23 protein-coding genes are annotated in these 25698 nt (G+C 58.8%); 10 read left to right on the top strand and 13 right to left on the bottom strand.

Annotation, left to right across the window (positions count from 1 at the left end; translation table 11 throughout):
- Positions 1-8 precede the first annotated feature (8 nt).
- From IEX04_RS00865 to IEX04_RS00850, 4 genes are all read left to right on the top strand, one after another.
- A complete protein-coding gene (locus tag IEX04_RS00865; RefSeq protein ID WP_229676928.1) occupies positions 9-731 on the top strand; it encodes a tyrosine-protein phosphatase in 723 nt (240 codons plus the stop codon).
- The gene (locus IEX04_RS00860; RefSeq protein WP_096255756.1) at positions 728-1879 is read left to right on the top strand and encodes an ROK family transcriptional regulator; all 1152 of its coding nucleotides are present in this window, start codon (positions 728-730) and stop codon (positions 1877-1879) included. The genes IEX04_RS00865 and IEX04_RS00860 overlap by 4 nt, the downstream gene beginning before the upstream one ends.
- Positions 1880-1989: 110 nt before the next feature.
- Positions 1990-2805: a polyphosphate--glucose phosphotransferase gene (gene ppgK, locus IEX04_RS00855; RefSeq protein ID WP_188683005.1), complete on the top strand. Its 816-nt coding sequence runs from the start codon at positions 1990-1992 to the stop codon at positions 2803-2805.
- 7 nt (positions 2806-2812) lie between these two features.
- Complete coding sequence (locus IEX04_RS00850) at positions 2813-3628, top strand: Cof-type HAD-IIB family hydrolase (RefSeq protein WP_188683003.1); 816 nt, start codon at positions 2813-2815, stop codon at positions 3626-3628.
- Between the two features lie 3 nt (positions 3629-3631).
- Here IEX04_RS00850 and IEX04_RS00845 read toward each other — a convergent pair whose 3' ends face one another.
- The 5 genes from IEX04_RS00845 to IEX04_RS00825 form a co-directional block, all read right to left on the bottom strand.
- Positions 3632-4828, bottom strand: coding sequence for a serine hydrolase domain-containing protein (locus IEX04_RS00845; RefSeq protein WP_096255749.1), 1197 nt, complete (start codon positions 4826-4828; stop codon positions 3632-3634).
- Positions 4829-4917: 89 nt separating this feature from the next.
- Complete coding sequence (locus IEX04_RS00840) at positions 4918-6555, bottom strand: biotin carboxylase (protein ID WP_229676927.1); 1638 nt, start codon at positions 6553-6555, stop codon at positions 4918-4920.
- A gap of 243 nt (positions 6556-6798) precedes the next feature.
- Positions 6799-8010: an amidohydrolase gene (locus IEX04_RS00835; RefSeq protein ID WP_096255745.1), complete on the bottom strand. Its 1212-nt coding sequence runs from the start codon at positions 8008-8010 to the stop codon at positions 6799-6801.
- Between the two features lie 49 nt (positions 8011-8059).
- Positions 8060-8785, bottom strand: a complete 726-nt coding sequence (locus tag IEX04_RS00830; protein ID WP_188683001.1) for a hypothetical protein — start codon at positions 8783-8785, stop codon at positions 8060-8062.
- Between the two features lie 18 nt (positions 8786-8803).
- Positions 8804-9601: a DUF5058 family protein gene (locus IEX04_RS00825; protein WP_096255741.1), complete on the bottom strand. Its 798-nt coding sequence runs from the start codon at positions 9599-9601 to the stop codon at positions 8804-8806.
- A 214-nt stretch (positions 9602-9815) separates the two neighbouring features.
- Between IEX04_RS00825 and IEX04_RS00820 the strand changes: the two genes are divergently transcribed.
- Positions 9816-10769, top strand: a complete 954-nt coding sequence (locus IEX04_RS00820) for an Lrp/AsnC family transcriptional regulator (RefSeq protein ID WP_096255739.1) — start codon at positions 9816-9818, stop codon at positions 10767-10769.
- Here the strand turns inward: IEX04_RS00820 and IEX04_RS00815 are convergent.
- The 3 genes from IEX04_RS00815 to IEX04_RS00805 all read right to left on the bottom strand — a co-directional run bounded on the left by IEX04_RS00815 (position 10755) and on the right by IEX04_RS00805 (position 14988).
- Positions 10755-12170: an NAD-dependent epimerase/dehydratase family protein gene (locus tag IEX04_RS00815; RefSeq protein ID WP_229676926.1), complete on the bottom strand. Its 1416-nt coding sequence runs from the start codon at positions 12168-12170 to the stop codon at positions 10755-10757. The two genes, IEX04_RS00820 and IEX04_RS00815, sit on opposite strands and share 15 nt — an antisense overlap.
- A 210-nt stretch (positions 12171-12380) precedes the next feature.
- Positions 12381-13886: a sodium/proline symporter PutP gene (putP, locus tag IEX04_RS00810; RefSeq protein WP_188682999.1), complete on the bottom strand. Its 1506-nt coding sequence runs from the start codon at positions 13884-13886 to the stop codon at positions 12381-12383.
- Between the two features lie 187 nt (positions 13887-14073).
- Positions 14074-14988, bottom strand: coding sequence for a LysR substrate-binding domain-containing protein (locus IEX04_RS00805; RefSeq protein WP_188682997.1), 915 nt, complete (start codon positions 14986-14988; stop codon positions 14074-14076).
- A 260-nt stretch (positions 14989-15248) separates the two neighbouring features.
- Here IEX04_RS00805 and IEX04_RS00800 point away from each other — a divergent pair, with 260 nt between their 5' ends.
- On the top strand, positions 15249-18770 hold the full coding sequence (locus tag IEX04_RS00800; protein ID WP_188682995.1) for a bifunctional proline dehydrogenase/L-glutamate gamma-semialdehyde dehydrogenase: 3522 nt from the start codon (positions 15249-15251) through the stop codon (positions 18768-18770).
- A 225-nt stretch (positions 18771-18995) separates the two neighbouring features.
- On the opposite strand, the gene IEX04_RS00795 is transcribed toward IEX04_RS00800, so the two are convergent.
- The 4 genes from IEX04_RS00795 to IEX04_RS00780 form a co-directional block, all read right to left on the bottom strand.
- Complete coding sequence (locus IEX04_RS00795) at positions 18996-19457, bottom strand: hypothetical protein (RefSeq protein WP_188682993.1); 462 nt, start codon at positions 19455-19457, stop codon at positions 18996-18998.
- Between the two features lie 98 nt (positions 19458-19555).
- Positions 19556-19792 carry a hypothetical protein gene (locus IEX04_RS00790; protein WP_188682991.1) on the bottom strand — a complete coding sequence of 79 codons (237 nt, stop codon included), beginning with the start codon at positions 19790-19792 and terminating at the stop codon, positions 19556-19558.
- Positions 19793-20161: 369 nt separating this feature from the next.
- The gene (locus IEX04_RS00785; RefSeq protein WP_188684027.1) at positions 20162-20509 is read right to left on the bottom strand and encodes a DsrE family protein; all 348 of its coding nucleotides are present in this window, start codon (positions 20507-20509) and stop codon (positions 20162-20164) included.
- A gap of 195 nt (positions 20510-20704) precedes the next feature.
- Complete coding sequence (locus IEX04_RS00780; protein ID WP_188682989.1) at positions 20705-20962, bottom strand: metal-sensitive transcriptional regulator; 258 nt, start codon at positions 20960-20962, stop codon at positions 20705-20707.
- A 334-nt stretch (positions 20963-21296) separates the two neighbouring features.
- Between IEX04_RS00780 and IEX04_RS00775 the strand changes: the two genes are divergently transcribed.
- The 4 genes from IEX04_RS00775 (at position 21297) to IEX04_RS00760 (ending at position 24773) form a co-directional block, all read left to right on the top strand.
- The gene (locus tag IEX04_RS00775) at positions 21297-22694 is read left to right on the top strand and encodes an MBL fold metallo-hydrolase (protein ID WP_188682987.1); all 1398 of its coding nucleotides are present in this window, start codon (positions 21297-21299) and stop codon (positions 22692-22694) included.
- Positions 22695-22814: 120 nt separating this feature from the next.
- Entirely contained in the window at positions 22815-23399 is a 585-nt protein-coding gene (locus tag IEX04_RS00770) for a rhodanese-like domain-containing protein (RefSeq protein WP_188682985.1), read from the top strand.
- A gap of 112 nt (positions 23400-23511) precedes the next feature.
- The gene (locus tag IEX04_RS00765) at positions 23512-23808 is read left to right on the top strand and encodes a rhodanese-like domain-containing protein (protein WP_188682983.1); all 297 of its coding nucleotides are present in this window, start codon (positions 23512-23514) and stop codon (positions 23806-23808) included.
- A gap of 74 nt (positions 23809-23882) precedes the next feature.
- Positions 23883-24773, top strand: a complete 891-nt coding sequence (locus IEX04_RS00760) for a sulfite exporter TauE/SafE family protein (protein WP_188682981.1) — start codon at positions 23883-23885, stop codon at positions 24771-24773.
- Positions 24774-25068: 295 nt separating this feature from the next.
- Here IEX04_RS00760 and IEX04_RS00755 read toward each other — a convergent pair whose 3' ends face one another.
- Positions 25069-25668 (bottom strand): hypothetical protein, encoded by a 600-nt coding sequence (locus IEX04_RS00755; RefSeq protein ID WP_188682979.1) that lies wholly within the window; start codon positions 25666-25668, stop codon positions 25069-25071.
- Positions 25669-25698: the final 30 nt, after the last annotated feature.

Raw genomic sequence — 25698 nt, 5'->3', positions numbered from 1 at the left:
TTATGTCCGTGAAGAATTACCCCTCCAGCCTGCCGAACCTGCGTGAAGCTGGCGGGTTGCCAGCGTCCGGAGGAAGAATCCGTGCCGGTTTGCTTTACCGCAGCGCCGTGCCGCACACCATTGATGAACCGCTGACCGGGTGGTTGGGTACCGAAAATATTACGCAAATTTTTGATCTACGTTCCACCGTCGAGACCAGTCGGTTACCGGGCTTCCCCGAAACCTTGCAAACGATCACACGCACCAGATTGCCCCTGCTCGAGGGCGCGCTCGCCGTACCGAGCACCATGCCGTCATTAGAAGAGCTTTATCTTCCGCTGGTGGCTAATCATGGGGGTGTGTGGGCCAAGATCGCCGGTGCCGTCGCACAATCGAACGAAGCCACGCTAGTGCATTGCACCGCGGGCAAGGATCGCACCGGGGTCGCGATTGCCTTGTTGCTCTTGGCCGTGGGCGCCGATCGTGATGCAGTGCTGGCCGATTACGCTGCATCTACCGCCGCACTGTCCGGTCCTTGGCTTGAATCCATGCGTACGATGCTCGCCGCTCACGACATTACGATGACCGAGAAAATGCAAAACCTGATGGTCGGCACCAGCATCGCTGGATTGGAGCGCGCCTTGGATCTAGCCATCACCGGGCACGGTTCGATCGCCGATTATCTGCTGGCTCACGGATTAACCGCTAAGCAATTTGAAGCCTTGGGGCAGCGGTTGGTGAGCGGCTCATGAAGCTGCCTGCGCCAACTGTCGGGCCGAGGGCCCTAGCGACGTTGACCGACCGACAGATCTTTGACTATCTATGCTTAAATCAGCCGGCCACCCGCACCCAGATCTCGACCGCGTTGGGATTGTCTAAACCCACCGCCTCGCAGGGTATTTCACGACTACAAGAAAATGGTCTGGTCAGCCCCGTTGAGGTTATGCCCGGTGCAGATGCCGCGGTGCGCCGTGGCCGTGCTCCGGAAAGCTACGGGATCAATCAGGGTTATGGACATCTGCTCGGCTTGAGTTTGGAAGCCGGTACGCTGCTTGGGCGCACCACCGACCTTGCCGGACACATCGTCGCGCAAGGGCACCGGGTGGTACCTACCGAGGCGAGCGCCGATCAGGTGCAACAGCTGGCAGGAAGCATGGTTGAAGAACTCACTGCCGCCAGCTCAGGACGCACGCTCGGTGCGGCACTGTCGCAAAGTTCACCGGTGCTACGCGTCGGGGTGGACGCCACCGCGTTACCTACACCTGTCTATCCAGGTTCGTCCGCCTCGCTGGCGCCGGTGGTTCAAGAGTTGACCGGCGCACCAGCTGTGCTGGATAACGATGTGAACTGGATGGCTGTGGCACAGGTTCGACACGATCAACCGCTGGCGGACTCATCGCTGATGCTGCTCTACGTAGGTCCGGGTATTGGTACCGCGCTGGTAATCGATGGCACGGTGCATCGTGGGGCCAGTGGCACCGCCGGCGAGCTCAATGGCTTGCGCCTGGGGGACCAAACCTTTCTGCAACGGCTGGCCGCGGCCGGGCTCACCGAGGACGGTAGTTCGAAGGTGGATTACGCGCGATTGGCCAAACTGTTGGCTGCGGGTGGGCCTACCGATCCGTTGGTAGAGAGCTTTACGCTGGTCTTAGCTGAGGTGCTGGGCAATCTACTGGCCTTTTTTGACCCACAGCGTTTGGTGCTGTGCGGACCACTGGCGCATTTCGAGGCTTTTACGCACAGCCTTAATCAGGCACTGGCTAGTAGGATGGGAGCTAACAGTAGCGTTGTCGAAGTTAGTGAGTTAGGCGAGGACGCGGCTTTGCGCGGTGCCTTATTTGGGGCACGTGCGCAGTATCTGGCGCGGCTGTGGTCCAACTACCGCATCGACGGTGCGTAGGCATTGACGGTATACGCCGACAGTAGCTATTGTAAAGAGTCCTTATAATAGTTTTTGGTTTGTTCATTTGAGTTGCTCAACTACATGAACCACACGCAGGGGAGTAACCGATGGCAGCAAAACACTCGGCGTCAGCGCAAACACCGGCGCAGTTTGCGGCCCTCGGACTGGATCTGGGTGGTTCGTCGATCAAATACGGGCTGGTTGATACCTCCGGCGAGCTGGTGCAGAGCACCTTTGGGCAGGCGACCACTCCGGACGGGGCGCACCCCGATGCCGTGGCCGAGGTCATGGCACAAATCCTGCGCGACCTTGCAGAACTTACCGGCGAAGACCTTGCCGGGCTACCTGCCGGAATTACCGTCCCGGGGATCGTCATCGACGGGGTGGTGCATTCGGCGGCTAATATCGACGAAGCCTGGATCGGATTGGATGCCGCGGCGCTGCTGAGCAAAACGCTAGATCGCCAGGTAGCGATCCTCAACGATGCCGACGCCGCAGGCATGGCCGAGGTTTATGCGGGCGCCGGAGCCAGCAATGGCGAACCGATTCTAGGCAGCACCATGCTGCTCACCTTGGGTACCGGCATCGGCTCGGCATTCTTCCGTGATGGGGTGCTCTTCCCCAATATTGAGTTCGGGCATCTGGAAATTGACGGGTTTAACGCCGAAAGCAAGGCCGCTGCCCGGGTCATGCGTGAAGAAAACCTCAGCTGGGAGCAGTACATCACCCGGTTGCAGCGCTACCTCTCACAGGTCGAATTTTTGTGTAGCCCAGACTTGATCATCATCGGCGGGGCTATCTCCGAGGACCACGAGAAGTTCCTACCCAAGCTGAACCTGCGGGCCAAACTGGTGCCCGCCAAATACCACAACGCCGCCGGCGTGCTTGGCGCCGCACACCGCGCCATGCACCTAAGCACCTAGGATTTAAATGCACACGATTAACCCGAACGCTACGATCAAACTTGTCGCCGTAGACATGGACGGCACCTTCTTAGATGGAGAAGGACAGATCCCGGAGGCTGCCTGGGTGGTCATCGACGAGCTTCAGGCCAAGGGGATCAGTTTTGTTCCGGCCTCTGGGCGGCAGTTCGCCACCCTGCGTGAGCAGTTCGCGGCACTCGGTGAAATCGCGATCATCGCCGAGAACGGCACCGTGGTGATGCACGGCGAGCAAGAAATTTACTCCAACATCATCGATGCACAGTCGGTGACCTCGGTGATCGCCGCGACCCGCGCGCAGTCGGCGCTGGATGTTGGGCTGGTGCTCTGCGGCCGGCGAACCGCCTACGTGGAGCGGGATGATGAGGTCTTTCTTGCAGCCATTGCCCCGTACTACCGCGCGGTGCAGGTTGTCGAGGATCTAGACCAGGTCGAGGATGAAATCATCAAAATGGCGGTCAACGTCGCGACCGGCCAGGTGCAGGCGATGGCCGCTGCCCTCGACGTCCCCTTGCAGGTGGTAGTTTCTGGAAGCCATTGGGTGGACGCGATGAACCACGGAGTGCACAAGGGTCTAGCGCTGAAGGCATTGCAAGACAAGCTCGGTGTCACCCAAGATGAAACCGCGGTCTTCGGGGACTACCCCAATGATCTAGAAATGATCAAGGGTGCTACCTATTCCTTCGCCATGGCCAACGCACACCTGGTGGTTGCGGCCGCAGCGAACTTCACCGCGCCAGCAAATACCGAGCATGGGGTGCTGCAGGTTTTGCGCGCTTACCTTGAAGGACGCGACGAGCTCTAGGAGCTAGATGCCGTCTTGCTGCGCTAAATGGTTGGCGATGGCGTCGAAGGCGCGAATCGTGGGGAACAGCTTGGAAGCATCCTGCGGATATGGCCAGCTGGAGAGCTTCACACCAATCATCTTGGTGGCCGGGTTCATGTAAATCATCTGCCCGTGGATGCCAAGGGCCAGCGCGACATTTGAATTCGGGTAAGGGAACCAGATCTGGTTGCGGTAGCGTCCGCCGGGCATCATATTATCGCCCGGTGAGTCCGCGAAGGCTTTGAGCTGGTCTTCGGTGCTGGTGAAGGTATCGGTGATCCAGCTCGGGTCAAAGACTCGCTGTCCACTCAACGACACCCCGTCGTTGATGTAGAGGTGACCGAAACGGGCCAGGTCGCGCAGGGTGGCATTAAAACCGCCGTCGAACATGCCGGTTCCGAACTGGTCGGTACCCATCACCAGGTCCTGTTGCGCGCCGATCTTGGCCCACACATAGTCGGAGATTAGCTGTTGCATGCGCGCCCCACCGGCGGCTTCCAACACCCAACCGAGCACGTCGGTCTCGCAGGAACGGTATTCAAAGGCCCCACCGTGGGAAGTTTTAGCCTTCAGCGTCAGCAGGTAGTCGTACATGCCGATGGGGCCGATGGCGCCGCTAGGCGGGGTCCAGCCGATGGCTTCCTCTAGCATGCGTACCTCGGCCTTGGGATCCAGGTACTCCTCGGAGAACTGAATTCCCGAACGCATATCTAGCAGGTGGCGTACCGTTGCCCCGGCGTAACCGGAGCGTTCAAGGGCTGGCACGTAGTCGGTGACCAGCTTGTTCACGTCGAGCTTTTCCGCGCTCACCAGCGCTGCGGCCACCGTGCCGACGACGGTTTTACTCATCGACATCAGCAGGTGGTCGGTTAGCGAGGTCATGGTGTTGTAGTACTTCTCCACCATCACCTTGCCCTTGCGCATGATCAGCAAACCGTCGGTGTTCGTCGAGTTGATTACTCCGCGTACGGTCAGTGAGGGATCGGTGGCGCTGCCCTTAGCGACCTCTAGATCACCAATCTCCATTTCGGTGAACGGCAGCTTGGCGATCGATTCGTCGCCGCGTGAGACCTTGGTGGTAGGTAGGAACTCGGCGATATTCTGGAAGGATACCTGGATGTTTTCCGGGTGCTGCCAGTTAGCGATCGTTAACTCGGGTACCGTGAGGCCGCTGGACATCTAGTGGTCGCTCTTCTCTTAGAAACGCTGTGTGCTTTATCTTTTGGAGCCTACCACCAGCGCTTGAACGGGGCTGACGAACGAACCTACTACTGGGTAGCTGGCGGAACGTCGATACCTTTGTACTGTGCACGGATCGAAGAGATGAAGTGCTTCGCGTCAATGGTCAGCTTGGTCTTCTTCTTACCCTCGTACTGCAGCTTCGACTTAGTTACTAGTACGCCCAAGTCAGCACCCTTCCAACGGTAATCTTCTACACCGTAGATGCGGAGGAAGAACGCTTCCTTATGGTTCTGCAACTGGTGCCAGTCCAGTGCGCTACGCGAGAACTGCAACTTGCCCTTTGAGTCCAGGAAGTACTTGCCGGTGCGTGGGGCGTGGGTGATGTACTGCACGATGTCATCGGTTTCCTTGATGATCATATGGCTCCACACATCGGCCCCGGATAGCTCCTCCCAGCGCGCGTTGATCTCATCCACGTCGAGTTCAAATTCCACGTCCAGGTACTCCAACAGGTGGAAGAGGAACAGTGGAACGTCCGCGTAGGCCCCGGCGGTCACATTGGTGATCGCGCTGGCCCCGGAGATGCGGGGGTTCAATTCGCCTAAGTACACCTCATCGGTGTCGGTATCTACCAGCACGTCGACCTCGAAGAAGCCACGGTATCCGGTGGACTTCAGTCCCTCGCCCACCTTGCGGACCAGCTCAATGGCGCGCGCACGCTGCCCGTCGGTGACCACATCTGGGTGCATTTCGTTCCCGCACCAACCGCCCTTGTAAGGGGTCAGCTCCTTGTAACCGGCCAGTTCGGTAAGGATCGGGCCGACCACGGTGCCGCAACGGGTGAGTACCGCCTCTACCGCCACCGGCTGATTATTAATCCGCTTCATCACCTTGAGCTGTTCGCCAATGATGTCCTTGGAATGTTCATTCCAGTCGGATTCGTTCGTGATGAAGAAGGTGGTTTTACCTGAATCTCCATACGGGGTCTGCACTACTAGGTCATCACCGAGCTTCGCGTCACGCGCAAGCTCCTGTAGGGCGGAGTAAGTATCGGCGGTGCCCAAGACGTTCGGGACCGAGTGGGCGCCGGCGGCATTGCCCAGTTCGGTGGTGACAATCTTTGAATCCAAGTGGTTGCGCAGTTCCGCCGGAGGCAGGATTAGGTCGTAGCCCAGCTCTTCACAGATTGCCTCGGTTTCCTCATCGAAGAACACCATAGCGATCTTCGGACGAGGCCCGCCCGGGGCGGTATGTGTGTCGATGTACTCGCGTACCTCGGGATTTTCCAGCAACCAGTTGTTAATTTCTTCGGCGCTCTGGAAATCAGTTTGTGGCTTCTCGCTTGGGGTGAATACCCGCGGATGGTGGCCATCCCAGCCGTCGTAGTAGCTGATGTAGCTGAATTTACGCACCCACCGGTCAAGACCCAACAGGTTGACCGGTGTGGCGCCGACGAAGTAAATCGGGGTGGAATTGGTGCGGAAGAAGTGGCGCACCTCGCTCATATTCTTCAGCTTGCGGCCAAAGTTCACCACGCGTGGTACCTCAAAGTCGGAGTCGACATCGTTGTAAGCAGCATCAACCGCAACGTTTGCGGTCATTTCATCGAGCACAGTTTCCTGCGCTTGTGCGGCACCAGCCTGTTTACGTAATTTAGCTAGATCGCTGGGTTTAGGCATCTGCGGTCGTGCAGCACCTTCGCTCGCCTCAAGAAAATTTGCCATGGTGTCGTTCCTTCAAACTGGTAGATCTAAGTGATGATGCTCTGCGCCCGCCGTTGGACACAATCTGGACCGGCTAACTCACTCCATGGTGGTCGGTGAGAGTAAGCCGGGTGAAGCTGGGAGGTTAATCGGGAATGAATATTTAGTTTGTAGACGCGTTAGCGTTGAGCATTAGCTTAGACGCGCCAAAGTCCTAACGTGAAGTAGATGACACGTTAGGATGTTGGACGTCATAAGACTTAGTCAGTTTTTCTTTGAGACGTAATATTCGATAGCAGCCAAGGCCGCGCGAACGCCGGTATCTAGCGCCGGAATGTAGTCAGGCAAAAAGTGTGGCGAATGATTGACCGGGGCAGGACCATTACTGAGGTCAAAACCGCCAAACATCCAAAACACATTGGGCACATCCAGCGCGTCCGCCAGCGCTCCAAAATCTTCCGAACCCATAGCCGGAGGAGAGAAGTGAACCTGGTCTGTCCCGAATTCTTGACCGAAGGCCGCGGCGAGCGATTGGGTCTGTTCCGGATCATTGTAGAGCCGTGGGAAATTGTAGAGTTCCTCAATGAGTGGTGCTTGCGCGTTAGCTGCCACCGCTTCGGCATTGATGATGCGGGTGACGGCCGCCAGCACCTGGGCGCGAACCTCTTCGGTGAGCGTGCGAATGTTCAGCGTGAATTCCGCGCGGTCCGGAATGATATTTTCCTTCAGTCCCGCATGGAAGGTTCCACAGGTGATCACCGCCGGGCTCAACGGATGCAGCTCGCGCGAGACGATGGTTTGTAAACGCGTGATGATGTGCGCGCCAAGCACGATCGGATCAACCGAATCCTGAGGCTGGGAGCCGTGGGACTGCTTGCCGTACAAGGTCACCTTCAGCGAATCTGCTAAAGCCATCGCGCTGCCCTCGGTGACCGCGATGGATCCGGTTTGGAACGGGAAGACATGCTGGCCGAGGACTACCTGCGGGTGTGGGACTTTCTCCCACAATCCGTCTGCGAGCATAGCGCGCGCCCCGGCGGCAGTTTCCTCTCCAGGCTGGAAGATCCACAGCACCGTTCCGGACCAGTTCTCGGTGTTCCTGGCCAGTACCTGTGCGGCGCTGAGCGCGGAGGCTACGTGGGTGTCATGGCCGCAACCGTGCATTAGCGGCACCTCGGTGCCGTCGGCTAGGACCCCGGTGTCCACCGAGGCGTAGTCCGCGCCGGTGTCTTCCTTGATTGGCAGGCCATCGGAATCTGCGCGGAAGGCTATTACCGGACCGTCCCCGTTACGCTGAATACCCACCACACCGGTGCCACCAGAAATGAAGTTCTCGATACCCAGCTCGTTCAGTCGTTCCTGAATGTATTGAGCGGTTCCATGTTCGGCCATCGATAATTCGGGGTGCGCGTGCAAGTGCAGATAATTTTCGTGCAGCGTGCGGGTTTCGTCCTCGGTCAGCGCGGTGCTCAGCATGATGTCCTTTATCTTGAGGGGTAAATGTTCAGGTGAAAAATACTCTGGTTTAGTCTTCGGTGTTTGTCACTAGGGCCTTGCGGTCACGCAACACCCAAGAAACCAAGATCGAGGCGATGACTACCAGTGCGGTAGCAAACATTGCCACCGCCGGCATAGCAGGCAACACCACAAAGTTCATCAGCAGCGCCAGTACGATAGCGATGATGGTGGGACGCAGTGACTTCATCGCGACGATCGACTGCACGAGCACCGCACCCATCAGCGAGGGCAAGATGTAAAGCCGAGCCACGTCGATGACCTCGGCGGGCACCTGAGAAACTAGCCAGGTGCCAAGTACACCGACAAATAGCAGCAGGCTGGTCAGGTGCACCGTGGCAGCGCCACAAATGGCCATCACTGCGGCGAGATCCCCGCGCTTGGATCCGGGCTTGGCGCCAATGGAGGACTGCGCCACGATGGCAGCTGGCAGTAGCTTGTTAGAAATATTGCCGATCATAAATGCCTGGTACATGGCCGCAGAACCCAGAATCGGGAAGTAGGTCACCGGCTCCACGATCCACAACACCCCAAAGGTTGCCGCGACGGCGAGGAACGCCACCCAGATCATCGAGGGGGCAATCTGTAGGTCGGAGAAGAAGACTAGATAGATCGGGCCGAACAGCGAGAAGATCAGCCCCGCGGTCATGGTGAGTGAACCGTAGCGAGTGGTCTGCTTTTCAAAACGCGCCATCGAGGCATCGGCGCTTGTCAGAGTAATAGTTGGAGTGCTCATGGGGTATTGCTCCTGGTCTTAGGCTGCGGTGTGCAGGAAGTAGCCGGCGGTGATAGCAATCGCGATGGAGATGCCCAGCGCCCATTCCTTCAACCATTTCGCGTGCAAAACCTTAGCCAGCAACAGGCATAGGCCCATGGCCGCCGCGGAGACCGCCACGAGAATCATGTGAATCGATGACTTTGGCAGCTCGGCGATGGTCAGCGCGGAGAACGCTCCAAGTAGCGCGGCGGTAGGGATCAGTGCCATCACCGCGGGGTTGCGCTTGGCGAGCGACTTGCCGCCCTTTTTCATGATGGGGGTCAAAATCAGCGTGGAGAGCATCCACATTGCTCCGGACAGGCTCATCGCCACCAAAGCGACGGCGAAGACCTGCTGGGTGTAGTCGGCTCCGCCGAGGGTGGCGCCCATAGACACAGCAGCGATATTCGCAGAGCCGGTTTCTGCCGAGACCGAGCCGATCAGTCCGATACGTACCAGCACCGCTGGGGTGCCGAAGAGTGCCAGCAATGCGATGGCGACGAAGACTACCGCCAGCGAGGGGCCGATGGAGGCGACGGCCCCGGCTCGGAAGGATTCCTTCAGCTCACGTGCCGGCATATTCACGTGCGGTGCGGCAACCTTTGCGGCCCGCGCATAGAGAATCGTCTGAATGAAGATGACTGCGAACACGCCCAAGGCGCAGAACCACAGGAAGGGGGTGTTAGCGATGGCCCAGATGTCGGTTGAACTGGGATCGCCAGCGGCCAGGATGAGCTGTGGCTGCACGGTGGGCTCCTGAAAGTAGGTAAGTAAGTGAACTGATGTGATGCGCATCGCATCTACTTACAACCATGGCGCTAAGCTGAGATATCGACAATAATTGGCACATGTTGCCAGTTTTCTGTCGTTTTCCACCAAAGCATGACGATTCAGTGGGCTAAAAAGCGGAAAATCGTCAGAGAAGATTGGGTTCTAAGTGACCAGCCTAGGCAAACACCGAGCCGGAAAATGCCTATGACCGCAGGCCAGCACCTCACAGGAGTACCGCATGGAGCAAAACGACGAGTTTAACGAGCTTGAACGGAAAATAGTGATCGCGCTGCAAGCCGATGGGCGCGCTACCTGGCGCAAGATCGCTCAGGTTTTTGGCGAGCCCGAACGCACCGTGGCACGCTACGGGCAGGCACTGTTGGCTAGTTCAAAAATTTCGGTGGCGGCAATTCAACACCGCACGGGCTCATTGGTCGCCGCGTTTACCTGCGCCCCGGGAACCGTGCGGGTAGCCTGCGAGGCGTTGGCTCAGCGCACAGACACCAGCTTCAGCTATATGGTCACCGGGCAAAGTGACGTGGTCACCGAGCTGCACTACGACGGGGACCTGGCCGAGATTCTCACCATGCAGCTACCGGCAACCCCAGGAATTAATGCGTTAGCGGTCTATCCGATCCTGAAATACTTCAAAACCATCCGTGCCTGGCGTGCCGAGCCACTACCCGAAGCGGCGGAGCGCGCGTTGCGGCCAGCCAGTGGCGGGGAACTGACCGAATGGAATCCCACGGCCGGACTAACGGAGAATGACAAGCTAATCATCGAGGTGCTGCGCAAAGATGGGCGGGCCTCGGTGGACACGATCTCTCGGCAGGTGAAGATGAGCGAATCATCGGTGGCCCGCCGGGTGGACTGGCTCCTGCGCGGGGAACATATCTCGATCCGCACACTGGTAGAACCGGCGCTCCTGGGCTACCCGGTGGAGGCGCTGCTCTGGGTACAGACCTCCCCGCAGAGCGTTGAGCAACTCGGGCAGCGGCTACGGCTACTGCCCGAGGTGCGTTACGCGGCCGCGGTGGCCGGGGACGCACAGCTAATCGTTGATGTCACCGTGCGCACCCAAAAGGACCTATATCGTTTCATTTCCGACACCCAGTGGGGTGAGATGGTGCAGCTGAAGACCGCGATGGTGCTTTCGGCACGCAAACGCGGCGGGAAATTATTCGCCGTTTAGCGTGGCCGCAAAGTCGTTTTGGCTAAACTCGAATCCGGCATCTGCTAACACCCGGGAGCTGACCTTGCGTCCGGTCAGTGCCACACGAGCATTAGAGCCGAGCACCGCCGCACCAAGCTTGGGCAATAGCGTGCCGGTAGGAAGTCCTGGCAACCCGGCGTTTGAACGCAGCGCAGCCATCACCTCGGTGTTGCGCAAAGGCACCGGATGCGCGGCATGGATCAACCCCACGGGTAGCGAAGTCTCTTCTAAGCCGAGCAAGATCCGCACCAAATGCAGCCAATCTTCCAGACCGATCCAGCTGAACCACTGCCTGCCATCACCCATCGGCCCACCCAGACCGGTGTGTACCAGCGCGGTCAGTGGTTTGAGCAGTGGCGCATCGGGATGCATCACTAGCGAGCTGCGCAGCACATAACTGCGTTCGGCATTGACCTTCGCATCATGGAAGGCCTGCTCCCAGGCGGAGGCGACCCCGGTCATTTCCGGAAGTGCCCGCTCACCGGTAGGCACTGGGCTGTCTTCGGTAAATTCTGCTTCACCGCCATCACCAAAGATCGCGGTGGTGCTGGACTGAATCCAGCTGGCCAATGGGGTGTCGAGTCCGGCGGCGGCCTCGGCCAAAGTTTGTGTGGTGCGCACCCGGGAGGCGGTGAGCTTTGCGATATTTTCTTCGGTGTTGCGCTTATCCACGCGCTCGCCGGCCAAATTGATCAGGTGTACCGGGAATTTGGCGTGGCTTAACGCACTGGTCCACGCGCCTTGGTGAAGGCCATCCCATGGGTATTGGTCGGCGGGGAAGTCTGCTTCAATGCGTCGGGTGAGTACGGCCACGGACAACCCGCGGCAGACCAGCTCGGCCACCAGATTGCGTCCGAGGAAGCCACGTCCGCCGGAGATCACCACACGCACCGGAACGGTGCGGTGTGCTCCCGAAGGTATGACCTTGAAGAGCCTGGCGCAGGCTAGTGCAAAGTCCTCGCAGAGGGTGTTAGCGACGCTAAATTTGAAGGCCGTGGTGCCTGGACCGCGCAGGATTACGGTGAAACGCAGGATCGCTCCGGTATCGGCGGCATCTACCTGCCAGCGCAATACCATTTCGCCACCGGGTTGCGGCTGGGTGAACTCGACCATGCGCTGAGCCGGGTTGCGTCTAGTGATCGAGCCTGCCGGTGCGGTCTTTTGATGTAGCGGCCCAAAGAGTTTGCCAGGAGCCAAGAGATCAACCTTGGTACCTACTCCGCGCTGGTCATCGTGCACCACAAAACCGTCGAAGCTCTTCATCCAGCTGCCGGTCTGCGACAGGTTGCCGACGATCGAATACACGGCCTCGGGATCTGCGGCAAGGTATTGCGATTCGGTGCGCTGCCAGCGAGTGAACTTAGTGAGCGTCTGCGCCATGGCTAGATCATCCTTCGAGGTGAAACGAAACTTCGGACACCTCTAGGTTACTGTGCACCGGGTGTCACCGGCACCCGCTACGCGCCGATTGCGCTCTGGGTGAGCGCAGGCCGCCGGCAGAGGCGTGGTTAAACGCAGAAACCGGCGTTGTGCAAAGCGGTGAAGCTTTGCACAACGCCGGTCACATAAGCGTTATTCGCGCGGTACGCCTTAGGCGGTAACCTTCGCGCCAACCTCTTCTTCCATCGAGGTGAATTCAGCCTCGATTTCAGTGCTTGGCTTGAACGTTGCACGAGAGACGAGCCATGCAACCACGAGGCAGACCAGGAAGCCTGGCACGATCTCGTACATGTTGCCGGTCAGCACGTCGACGTTGCCCCAGATGAAGACTACGGCTGCACCGGAGATCATGCCAGCGAAGGCACCAATCGCGGTGAGCTTACGCCAGTACAGAGCCAGTATCACGATTGGACCGAAGGCGCCGCCGAAGCCGGCCCAGGCGAAGGCCACCAGATCCAGGATCGAGGAGTTCGGGTTCAGTGCCAGCAGTGCTGCGACGACCGCGATGACCAGCACGCCGGTGCGTCCGAGCATCACTAGCGCCTTCGGAGAAGCCTTGCGACCGGTGATGTTGTAGAGGTCTTCAACCAGTGCAGAAGAGCAAACGATCATCTGCGAGGACATCGTTGACATAATTGCTGCCAACACGGCCGCGAGCACTAGACCAGCGACGAATGGGTGGAAGAAGACTTGGCTGAGCAGCAAGAAGACGGTTTCGCTGTTTGTCTCGCTCAGTGGATCCTCCGCAAAGTACGCGATACCGATCAGCGAGGTCGCGATTGCGCCAATGGAGGTCAGGAACATCCAACCCACGCCGATGCGACGTGCAGTCTTTGCCTCGGCTGGGGTGCGTAGCGCCATAAAGCGGACCAGGATGTGCGGCTGACCGAAGTAACCCAAGCCCCATGCAGCGGTGGAGAAGATCGCGATGACCGCGACCCACCAGGCGTTATCGGAGAACGAGGAGAACAGGTTGAATGCCTCTGGGTTTGCCGTGGTGATGCGCGAACCCAAAGTTTCGAAGTCGCCGATCTGGATAACCGCGACGATTGGCACGGCAATGAGTGCGGCGAACATCAGTAGGCCCTGAGCCACGTCGGTTAGTGATGCACCAAGGAATCCACCAAACAGGGTGTAGAGCAAGGTGATGACCGCAACGAAGATCATGCCGGTCAGGTATGGCCAGCCGAAGGAGGCATCAAAGAACTTGCCGGCGGCAACCATGCCCGAGGAAACGTAGAAGGTGAAGAACACCAAGATGATGACCGCACTGCCGATGCGCAGCAGGTGCTTATTGTCCTTCAGGCGCTTTTCGAAGAAGCTTGGGATGGTGATGGCGTTCTGCGAGATTGCGGTGTAGGAACGTAGACGAGGAGCCACGTACTTCCAGTTCAGCCAGGCGCCGATCAATAGACCGATACCGATCCAGGCCTCGTGCATGCCGCCAAGGTAGATTGCGCCGGGCAAGCCCATGAGCAGCCAGCCGGACATGTCACTTGCACCTGCGGACAGGGCTGCTACCCCGGGCTTCAAGCCACGGCCTGCAAGCATGTAGTCGTCGATGTCGTTCGTTCGTCTAAAGGCTACGTAGCCGATGCCGAGCATCGCGCCCATATAGATGACGATCGCGATGATCTGATAAGTCTGGTCAGACATTTTCCCTCATTGCCGTTTATTGTCCGTCGGAGCGAGTGGTCACCCGAGTAGACAGCGGATCTTGTGGTGCGAGTCACCACTATTGCACTTAAATTCCCGTTTGTCTCGGTGACCTACTTCGCTCGTGATCGTTTTGTGACCTTAGGAACACTACCGAACTACCCGGCAGAAGCAGAATCGAGTTTTCTTAGGCAGACTGATTTTTTAGCTGTTCGTGCACCAAGGTACGCACCGCCGCAATGGAGGGGGAGCGCGCTGAAGAGTGGCGCATGGCGGTAAAAATAGTGCGCACCGGGGCGTTGTCTAGATCTACGAAGCGCAGCTGTCGCTCGAACTGTGTCCAGACCAAATCGGGCAGCAAGGCCACCGCGGTGCCGGTTTCCACCAGGGTGACATGTGCCTGAAGATCGGCCGTTTCGTAACGGACGTCGGGTTCAAAACCGGCCATTCGGCAGGACTGCTCCGCCCAGTGCCGGCTCGCGGCACCCGGGGGTTCCATCACCCAGGGCAGGGTGGCCGCCTCGGTCAGCGAGGTGACGCGATCAAAATCGGCGTTGCCCTCGCCTCCGAGCAGTGGCAGAGCTAAACGAATCGGATCATGGGCTAGATGACGGCGATCCAGGGTCTCAAAGATCGGGGCGGCATGGCCTTGATACTGTTCGGCGATCACCAGATCAAAGTTCCGCGCACTGGTTTCATGCAGTGCTTCCTCCGGCTCATGCTGGGTCATTTCCACGCGCAGATGTGGGTGCAGATCATGAAGTTTGCGCAATACCGGAGGCATGACCGCGAGCATTGCGGTCTGGAATACGGCCAGTCGCACGGTGCCTGAGACATTGGACATAGTCGCTGCAAGATCTGCTTCGGCGCGTTCCATGGAGCCCAATAATTCCTCGGTGTGCGCCACCAGTACCTGAGCCTGTGGGGTGAGTGCCAGCTTGCGTCCATTGCGGCGCAGAAGCTGAACGCCGGCCTCGTCTTCGAGTTGGCTCAGTTGCTGGGAAACCGAGGAAGGAGAGTAGCTCAGTACGTCCGCTACCTCGGCTATCGTTCCGCGAATACTTAGCTCTCTGAGTAGACGTAATCGTCGCAGTTCAAGCATGGGTTCAACTCCGGTCTTTACGCGGTACTGGGAGGGGTGAAAGGAGGTGGTTTAAGCACCTGTCAATACATTAGCAAACCCGAAGTGAAACGTTCGGTTTTGTTCACTTTTGCTTAAGCAAAGTTGGAGTCATACTCGAATTGCACACAGCATTTTCGCGGCCAACTATCCGGTGATTCCGTAAGCTCGTCAGCCATCACGAAATTCGCGTTCGGTGTATCTAATCCAAGTACGCATCGCATCGAAGGGACCGACACAACATGTCATCCTCTATCACCACCGCACGAACCGTCGCACCGGCGGTCGACTCGGCAGGCAACCCACTGACCCATCCGGTAGAACTTGCCGACGAGACTATCAAACTGGTCCGTCACTGGCTCACCGAAGCCGCCGCCTTCCCTATCGATGCCTCCGCAGCACGTCTGGCCGGAGTGCTCAAGGACCCCAAGGGACTGGACTTCACCGTCGGATTTGTCGATGGCGTCATCCGCCCCGAAGATCTGAAGGTCGCCGCGAGCAACCTGAAAAAGCTGGCTCCAATGGTTCCAAGCTTCCTGCCTTGGTACATGCGCAAGGCCGTCGCGCTAGGCGGCACCATGGCACCGGTACTGCCATCAGTCGTTGTCCCTATCGCGCGCCGTGTGCTGCGCGAAATGGTGGGACACCTGATCATTGACGCGTCGGATCACACGCTAGGCGGCGCGATCTCCAAGATCAAACGCGACGGCGTCAACCTGAACGTCAACCTGCTCGGCGAGGCGATCCTCGGTGAAGGCGAAGCGAACCGCCGGCTTGATGGCACTACCAAGCTTTTGACCCGCGATGACGTGGACTACGTCTCGATCAAGGTCTCTTCCACCGTCGCCCCACATAACCACTGGGCCTTCGACGAAGCGGTGGAGCACATTGTCGAAAAACTGCGTCCACTCTACGAGCTGGCAAATAAGGCAGCAAAGAAGAAGTTCATCAACCTGGACATGGAAGAGTTTAAGGACCTGGAGCTGACCATCGCGGTCTTCACCAAGATCCTGTCGCTGCCCGAGTTCAAGGCACTGCCCGCCGGCATCGTATTGCAGGCCTATCTACCCGACGCACTGGGCGCGATGATTGAACTTCAAGAATTCTCCGCAGCCCGTGTGGCTGCCGGCGGAGCTCCTATTAAGGTGCGCGTAGTAAAGGGCGCTAACCTGCCCATGGAAATCATGGAGGCAGACATCCACGGCTGGCCGCTAGCCACCTGGCACTCCAAGGCGGACACCGACACCAGCTACAAGTCGGTGCTCGAATACGCACTGCGCCCAGGCCACGTGGACAACGTGCGCATCGGCATTGCAGGACACAACCTGTTCGACATCGCACTAGCTTGGCTACTGGCCAAGGCACGCGACGTCAAGCACGGTATCGAGTTTGAAATGCTGCTGGGCATGGCCACCGGTCAGGCCGAAGCGGTACGCCGCGACGTAGGCGAACTGTTGTTGTACACCCCGGTAGTGCACCCGGCGGAATTCGACGTGGCCATCGCCTACCTGATCCGTCGCCTCGAAGAGGGCGCCAGCCAGGAAAACTTCATGTCCGCGGTCTTCGAGCTAGAGAAGAACGAGGAACTTTTTGAGCGCGAGAAGAACCGCTTCCTGACCTCACTGGAAAACCTGGATGATGTCGTTCCAGCCTCGCACCGCGTACAAAATCGTCAGGAGTCCGACCCGGCGCTGACCGAGGTAGTTGCTGGCTTTGCCGACGGATCCACCAGCTTCTTCAACACCCCAGATACCGACCCGGACCTGGACGTGAACCGCAGCTGGGGACGCGAAATCCTCTCCAAGATGCAGGATTCGAAGCTCGGCAAGGATCTGGTTGCGGCCAACACCCTGCATTCGGCCAGCGAAATGGATGAGGCCATCGCGATGGGCGTTGACGCCTCGGCTGATTGGCAGGCCTTGGGTGCTGCGGCCCGCGCCGAAATTCTGCACCGCGCAGGACTGCTCTTCGAAGAGCGCCGCGCGATGCTGCTTGAGGTGCTCGGTTCGGAATGCGGAAAGAACATCGACCAGGGTGACGTGGAAATCTCCGAGGCGATCGACTTCGCGCACTACTACGCACAGCGTGGTCTGGAACTAGACACCGTTGATGGCGCGAGCTTTGTGCCTTCGAAGCTGACCGTGGTCACCCCACCGTGGAACTTCCCGATGGCGATCCCTGCCGGGTCGACCATGTCCGCACTGGCCGCCGGCTCCGCGGTGATCATCAAGCCTGCCACCTTGGCCTCACGCATTGGTGCGGTGATGGTGCAGACCCTATGGGACGCCGGAGTGCCCAAGGACGTCTTGCAGCTGGTCTTCGCCGGCAACCGCGACCTGGGGACCCAGTTGATCTCCGATGAGCGCGTGGACCGTCTGATCCTCACCGGTGGTTACGAAACAGCAGAACTCTTCCGTTCCTTCCGCAAGGACCTGCCGCTGCTGGCCGAAACCTCGGGCAAAAACGCCATCATCGTCACCCCGCACGCGGACCTGGACCTAGCCGCACGCGACGTGGTCGCCTCGGCCTTCGGACACGCAGGACAGAAATGCTCGGCCGCCTCACTGGTAGTACTCGTTGGCTCCGTGGCAGATTCACGGCGCTTCAACAGCCAGCTGATCGACGCGGTGAAGTCACTGAAGGTCGGCTACCCGTGGAATCCAGAATCCCAGATGGGCCCGCTGATCGATGAGCCAGGCGAAAAGCTGAAGCGCGGTTTGACCACCCTCGGTGCCGGGGAGCGTTGGGCCGTGGAGCCAAAGCAGCTTGATGAGTCGGGCAAGCTCTACTCGCCAGGCGTACGTTACGGGGTCAAGCGCGGCAGCGAATACCACCTGACCGAATACTTCGGCCCGATCCTTGGCGTGATGACCGCGCCGACCCTGGAAGAAGCAGTGGAGCTGGTCAACGAGGTCGACTTCGGGTTGACTTCAGGCTTGCACTCGCTGGACCGTGATGAGCTGGCCTACTGGATGGAAAACATCCAGGCCGGAAACATCTACGTGAACCGCGGCATCACCGGCGCAATCGTGCAGCGTCAGCCATTTGGCGGTTGGAAGAAGTCGGCCATCGGTGCCGGCACCAAGGCCGGCGGCCCGAACTACCTGATCGGTATGGGCAGCTGGGCCGACGCACCGGTGCGCGACACCGCTGCACTGTCCGTCTTTGACGAACGACTACTGAACGCCGCGGAGCTTTCCGAGGCCGATGAGGCTTGGCTGCGCGACGCGCTGGGTAGTGACAAGCTGTGGTGGAATCAGGAATTTAACCAGGCTAAGGACCGCTCGGGTCTGGTCGCGGAACGCAATATCTTCCGCTACAAGCCGGTAGATGTCACCGTACGCTTCGAAGCCGCAACCAGCGAACACGGTGTGGCCGAGGCGCTGCGTGTGGTCGCGGCCGGAGTCACCGCAGGATCCCGCGTGCTGCTTTCCAGCGGGCTGGAACTGCCACGTGGGGTACGCAACCTGTTCGCCGAACATTCGGTGATCGTGGTTGATGAGGATGCGGATGCTTTCGCCGCTCGAGCTGCTCGCCTGGCTGCGAAGACTGGACCGACTTCTTCATCACGCATCCGTTTGATCGGTGGTTCGGTGAAGGCGCTGGCCGAGGCTACCGATGGCAAGCCGGATGTGGCGATCTACGCCTCGCCGGTCACCGGCGCCGGACGCGTGGAAATGCTGCCATTCCTGCACGAGCAGGCCGTGTCGATTACCGCGCACCGCTTCGGTACGCCGAACCACCTCAGCGATGAACTGATCTAGTACACCGCTAATTTATCGCGCATAGACCGTGGGCCGGTCCGCACCTCTTCTGAGGTTCGGACCGGCCCGCGGTGCTTTAACGTTGGTTAATTGAGACAACATAGAGGAGGCCAAAGTGGCATCGGAACCGATTTCATCGCCTGCAACGTAGCGCGTGACTATGGCCGCCGGGCGTGGTCTTTTTCGGGTCCGGCAGCTCAACTTTCGGCGTAAGATGACGAACGTTTATTCCAAAATCTCTCCGACGCCGCGAAGATTTACTTCACCGAGACTGACTATGTGCAGGTATTGATCCGGCGCTTCTAGTTCAGCAGTAGTTCGACTGAAATATAAGGCCGTGGCCCGCGGCGACTCCATGATTCCGAAGACTGGATTCCCATTGGCGTCCTCGTTATACGGTAACAACGTGGTGTGGGCGAGATACAGGGCATTGCCTCCGGCGCTGCCATTGCCCGCAGCACCCTCAACCTTTCGGGCTTCCCAGCAAACTTCAGTCTCAGGATGCTTTTCCTGAATCGCAAAGCATTCCTGCTCGCTGGCCACGACCGCAATTATTGGCTCTATGTATTCTAAATCCGGAAACGGGCTGGGTTGCTTGCCGTAAACAACGTAGACCATCGGTTCACCTGAGACCTTCGGCCCAAGGTGAATCTTGAGTTTTGCCAGGATGTTGCTAAGAGACGGCATGGAACACCCTTCTGTGCAGGAGCAGATTCATAGGCATAGCAAGTCATGCCATTGTAAACAATGGTGCCTAGTGCAAGGCCAAACCTAGTGGTCCCACGTCAGGGAGACTTGCCGGCTAGCGCCGATCTAGCCGATGCTCGGCGTGCCTTCGCCGCTAAGGAACGCCCCCACTTACCTTGGGCAACCCGACTATTTCCGCCCCACTCGATGTCTGGAAGCTCCCAGTATCGACCCAAAGTGACGGCTTGGATCCGAGTGGCCATGTGGGTTTCGAGATTGGCCGGCGTGCGGTCGATGATGACCGCGTTGCGTGCTGGGAACCGTATGATGCGCATGAAAAGGCGTCGAGGGCTCTATCGCGCTCCAATTTTCCGTCATCAACGTGACTTCGTCGGTGGGGGATTGACAGCGAGGAATGTGCACCCTCTGCTCCGCGTAATGGGTAGGCGGTGAAGATGAGTGGCAACGCGCTGGTTAATGCCATCAAGGCAGCCGCGGTGGTTTGAAATCCAAGAGATCACTGATTAGCTCACCTCAGAGAATGAAGAAGTCATGAGAAGTGCACGGGCTGAATCCTCCGGGTTCAGGAATCTACGCGTCCCTGTAGACAGCGACGCTAACAAAGTTTGAGCTGGTGACGTGTGTGGAATTTTTACTCCACCACCGCGTCGGTTGTCGAGTACGTGTGGCCGTTTCCGAATCGGTTATAGGCGTATATATGCGGCGCCTTCGATTTGCTTCTTGGCCAGATGGGCTACCGCGGCGCTGACTATGAGTGCGCCCTCGACGAGTTGTTTGCGCTCGATGCCAATTGATCGAAGGCTGTTGGCGCACGCGCTAATGGTGAATCCTGCTTCTACTAAGGAATTCAGTATTGGGGCAGAATCCCCATCGTTTAATAGGCTTTTCACCTTCGCTCCCTGAACGACGATCTCGATAGTGTAATCCGGTAACTCGGCACGGGCATTACGTGCAATCCGAGCGGCTGTTTCGAGGTCTGGGAACGAGGATTCGTCAGGACCGGCGAGGTGTAGAAGAAGATGGTGGCTCATACGATGCCCTTCGTAGATGCTGACTTGCTTACGGGATGCTGCATGGGTGCGCTCAAATGACGGTGACCGCAGGGGCTGGATCTTCATCGAAAATCTCGACCAGAAAACAGCTCAGGGGCAATGGCAAAACCATAAATAGTGGGGTTTGATCAACTGTGCGAGCATGCATGGGCGAGGCCCTGGGTTAGCCGTGGATTACGCCAGGGAGAGGAAGAGCTTTTCCATATCGGCGCGGTCGGCCGTGGGGTCATCGCCCTTGAGGCATTCTTCTAGCCCGGTGGCAATGATTGAAAACCCTGCGCGGTCAATGGCCTTGGAAGCAGCGGAAAGTTGAGTAACAACCGCGCGGCAGTCACTGCCTTCCTCCAGCATGCGAATCACCGCGTTCAACTGGCCTTGAGCTCGTTTGAGTCTGTTGATGGCGGGTTTCATGCTGTCCACTTCAAGTTTCATGGTGGGTCCTTTCTGGCTGTTAGGTCCAATCATTGTATACCCCTAGGGGTTTATAGGCGCTGCGAAGGTAATGAATCGTAATACCCTGTGGGGTATCTCCAGCGCGCGCGTGAGAGCGGTATTTCTGAGCACCGTCGATAACCTTGCCCGCTTCGAGCGAGGCGTGGATAAGCACTGCTGATGGCGGTCCGGGCCGCGGTCGCCTGTGGCCCTTGTTGCTCAAAGAGTGACTGATAAAAGATTTGACACATACCCCTAGGGGTATTATTGTCGTATCTAAACCTCATACCCCTGGGGGTATTTGAGGACGTTCACGCAAACAAAAGGATAGAGCATGCTTCTCGAACGCATTTACGACGAGGACCTCGCCCAGGCCAGCTACTTCATTGGCTGTCAGGCCAAGGGAGAAGCCGTAGTGGTCGACGCCCGCCGCGACATTCAGGTATACCAAGAACTTGCGGCGAAAAATGGGATGAAAATCGTGGCCGTCACCGAGACCCACATCCACGCCGACTACCTCTCAGGCACCCGGGAGCTAGCCGCCGCCACCGATGCAACCATTTATGTTTCGGGCGAAGGCGGAGCAGACTGGCAGTACGAATTCGAAGGCGAACGTCTCTTCGATCAGGACGCCATCACGCTGGGAAATATCAGCCTCAAGGCCTTGCATACCCCGGGCCACACCCCCGAGCACCTGTCCTTCCTGGTCACCGATGGCGTCTTCAGCGACAAGCCGGGCTTTCTACTCTCCGGGGACTTCGTGTTCTCCGGGGACCTGGGCCGGCCGGATCTGCTCGACGAGGCCGCCGGTGGCATCGACACCCGTTTTGCCGGAGCCCACGACCTGTTCGTTTCCCTCAAGGAAAAGTTTGTGACCTTGCCTGACTACATCCAGGTCTACCCGGGCCACGGAGCAGGCAGTGCCTGCGGCAAGGCGCTAGGCGCGATCCCCTCTTCAACCGTCGGTTACGAACGCAACTTCGCCTGGTGGGGCCCCTACTTGGCCGCCGACGACGAAGCCGGATTCGTCGAGGCACTGCTCGACGGCCAGCCAGACGCCCACGCCTACTTCGGCCGCATGAAGCGCCAAAACCGCCAGGGACCAGTGATCCTGGGCGAACGCGCACCATTGACTGAGCTGGCAACAAAAGACGTCGCTATAGCTCTTGCCGCCGACAAAATCGGCGTCATCGATACCCGGCACCACAGTCAGGTGCAGGCCGGCACCGTGACCGGCGCCTTGAACATTCCGGCGGGCAATAAGACGGCAAGCTACGGCGGTTGGGCCGTGGACCCGGAAACCGACCACCGCCCGCTGGTGCTGTTGGCACCGAGCAGTGAAATCGCCACCGAGATGTGGGGCCACCTCATCCGCGTGGGCATCGATAATGTCGCTGGATACATCACGTCCTTTGACGGGCTGCCGGTCTATATTCCTAAGACTTTGGCACCCGCCGATCTGGCCCGGTTCGATGCGGCCATGGTCCTGGATGTGCGCAATAAATCCGAACACACCGCCGGGCATATTCCGGGCTCCGAGCAACTCAATGCAGGACGCGTGTTGTGGCACACCGAAAAGCTACCGAAGGACGGGGTGATCGTGAGTTATTGCCAGTCGGGAGTCCGCAACTCGGTGGCAGCTTCGGCTCTGCGCCGGGCAGGGTTCGACGTCGTTGAACTCGAGGGCAGCTATGCAGGCTGGGCTGACTGGAAGCAAACGCAGAACGTCTAGGTTCTGCGCCTCCAAATCCTCGACACCTTTCTAATTCCAACTATTGTTCGTGGTCCCGCCTCCCCAGATTCGGAAGCGGGACCGGCCGGGCGCAAAAATCCGGCAGAAAGACTCACACCCATGAATGCCAACCCGCAGACCACCAGTCCTGAAGAACTCAAGGACTGGATTACGTCCGGTGCCCAGATCGTAGTACTTGACGTGCGCTCAGCCGCCGAATTCGAAACCCTGCACATCAAGGGGTCCTACAACGTTCCCTTGCCGTTGCTCGCTGAACACACCGAGGAACTTGCCAAGAAACTCGACACCAAGGTGGTGCTGGTCTGCCAGTCCGGAGTCCGGGCCACCGAGGCCAAGACCAAACTCGCATCAGCTGGATTCAGCGAAGCCTACGTCCTTGACGGTGGAGTCCCCGCCTATCATCAGGCAGGCGGGGAAACTATCGAAGGATCAAAGCGCTGGGCCCTGGAACGCCAGGTGCGCATGGTGGCCGGTTCATTGGTCGTTGCGGGACTGGCTGGGGGCAAATTTCTTTCCCCGCAGCTGCGTACCGTCGCCGGCGTGATCGGCGCTGGCTTGACCTTCTCAGCTGCCACCAACACCTGCGCCATGGGTAAGGCGTTGTCCATGATGCCATGGAACAAGACCGGCAACGAGCCAACCCGTGAATCGGTGATCGCGCAGCTACCGGTGGGAAGGTCCTAACACCCCGCTAAGGCAGGCCCGGTCAGTTCTCCCGGCCGGCTTCCGGGCCCGGACCCCACCCCCTCCGGGCCCGAAAACCACCCACACCCGCACCGTCCTATCAGGAGCAGCCATGCCCGAAATTACCATCACCGATACCCACCAACGACGTGCCAAGGATCAGATCCTCGATGTCCGGGAAGGCTTCGAAGTCACCGACGGCATGATCCCTAAAGCCATCCACATCCCCATGGGAGAGCTGAACAACCGACTGAACGAGATCGACCGGGCGCGCCCAGTCATCGTGGTCTGCCGCAGCGGTAACCGAAGCGCCCGCGCTCCCGACGCACTGACGGCTGCCGGATTCAGCGCCGACACTATGGGCGGCGGCATGGGCGCCTGGCAGCATGCCGGACTGCCCATCATCTAACCAACAGCCGTGACGATTACCCGCTCCACCCACATCCGCTGACGCTGACCCCTACCCGGCAAGGAATTCTCCCCATGACCCTCACCCTCGCACTCACCATGCTACTTTCAGTGCTGATCGGGCTTTCGCTCGGGCTGCTCGGAGGAGGCGGATCCATCCTCACCGTCCCGATCCTCACTTATGTCGCAGGCATGAACCCCAAAGAGGCAATCGCCGCCTCGCTCTTCGTGGTGGGTGCTACCTCAGCAGTCAGCGCGGTGACGCACGCCCGCAAGAAACGGGTGAAGTGGCGTACCGGACTTCTTTTCGGAGCAGCGGGCATGGCCGGGGCCTTTGGCGGTGGTCTTTTGGGCGGACATATCCCCGGAACCATCCTCATGATCGCGTTCGCTCTCATGATGGTCGCTACCTCCCTGGCGATGATCCGTGGTCGTAAGAACCACACCGTCACCCACGAAGGGGAACTCCCGGTACTCAAGGTCATCTTCGAGGGACTGGTCGTAGGTCTGGTTACCGGGTTGGTAGGTGCCGGCGGTGGCTTCCTTGTGGTCCCGGCACTTGCGTTGCTCGGCGGCTTGTCGATGCCGGTTGCGGTTGGCACTTCGCTGGTAGTTATTGCCATGAAGTCTTTCGCAGGACTTGGTGGCTATCTCACCACAGTGTCTCTGGATTGGGCGCTGGTCGGAGCCGTAACTATCGCCGCAATCTTCGGTTCTTTCCTGGGCGCCCGTCTCAGTGGGAGAATCCCGGAAGCCGCACTGCGAAAGGGCTTTGGCTACTTCGTGCTCCTGATGGGAGTCTTTGTGCTCGTTCAGGAACTCCCCTCCCCAGCTAATCTCATCCTCGGCGTTGCGGCCTCCGTAATCGCCGCGGCAGCGGTCCTGTGCTGGTTTGTCGTCCCAGTGTGCCCGCTACGTACAAGGATTGCACCCTCTGCAGAGACTGACCGAGCCGAAATGCGGTAATCCTCAGCACAGCATTATTGTCCTCGGCTTGTTCGAAAACGGCACCAAGGACGGGACCCGGAGACAATCAACATCTCGTCCGATACTGCGCAGTGATGGCCAAGCAAGACGATGCTTTCTTCGACGGAAATTGCGGCGCCCGGGTAAATACAACTGGGCGGGGGCCTCGTCACGTATGACGCTACAACCGCGGAGCACTGCCCGGATGGTTTTACCGTGGGCGTTGACGGCGCTATATGCCCGTTTGCGGTGCTCATGGAGAGATGAGAGGGTCAGCGAGTCAGGACTTTGAAGGCTATTTCTTTGGACCGGAGTAGCGGGCTGCTATCGCATCGGCGGCGACCGCAAACCATGCGGGCAGGATATAGCGCGCCATAGTGGCGAGCACGAAAGTGGTCAGCGAACCGTCTGATGCTTGAGCAGTGTTTAGCGCGAGGAAGCCCAGTCCCAGCCCGGTCACCAGGCCGGTAATCCAGCCGGCCAAGCGCCGTGGACGCAGAATGAACCAACCGGTGAGTGTGAGTAACGGAAGGATTAGGCCAAGAGCGTGGAAATAGCCGGTATAGGCTCCGGTGAGATCCAGCGCAGAGACGAAGAACCAGTCGCCGTATTCAATGGTGCCCAGCACCGGAAGTTTGAGCAGCACATCCAGCAGCAAGCTAAGCATGATGATCCCCATGCCAAAGATTTTTGCCGCACGGGTGATCGGCAATAGCCAAAAAGCGGCCAGTACCAGGCAGCGCAACACCCAGAGGCTGACGACTACCGAGGCGTTCGAACCTAAGACCAGATGGGTCATGGCTAGTGCCGTGTTGCCGGCTAATCCTAGGAGCACCGCGAACCAGATGAAGATGGACAGGGCAGAAAGCTGCATGCGTGGTTTGTTCTCGGTCACCGAATCAAGTGTAGTCAGCGCGGCTGTGTA

This window comes from Glutamicibacter ardleyensis, assembly GCF_014644555.1.
Lineage (GTDB): Bacteria > Actinomycetota > Actinomycetes > Actinomycetales > Micrococcaceae > Glutamicibacter > Glutamicibacter bergerei.
The sequence above is the reverse complement of the archived record's forward strand: the minus strand, read 5'-3'. Positions and strand labels throughout refer to the sequence as shown.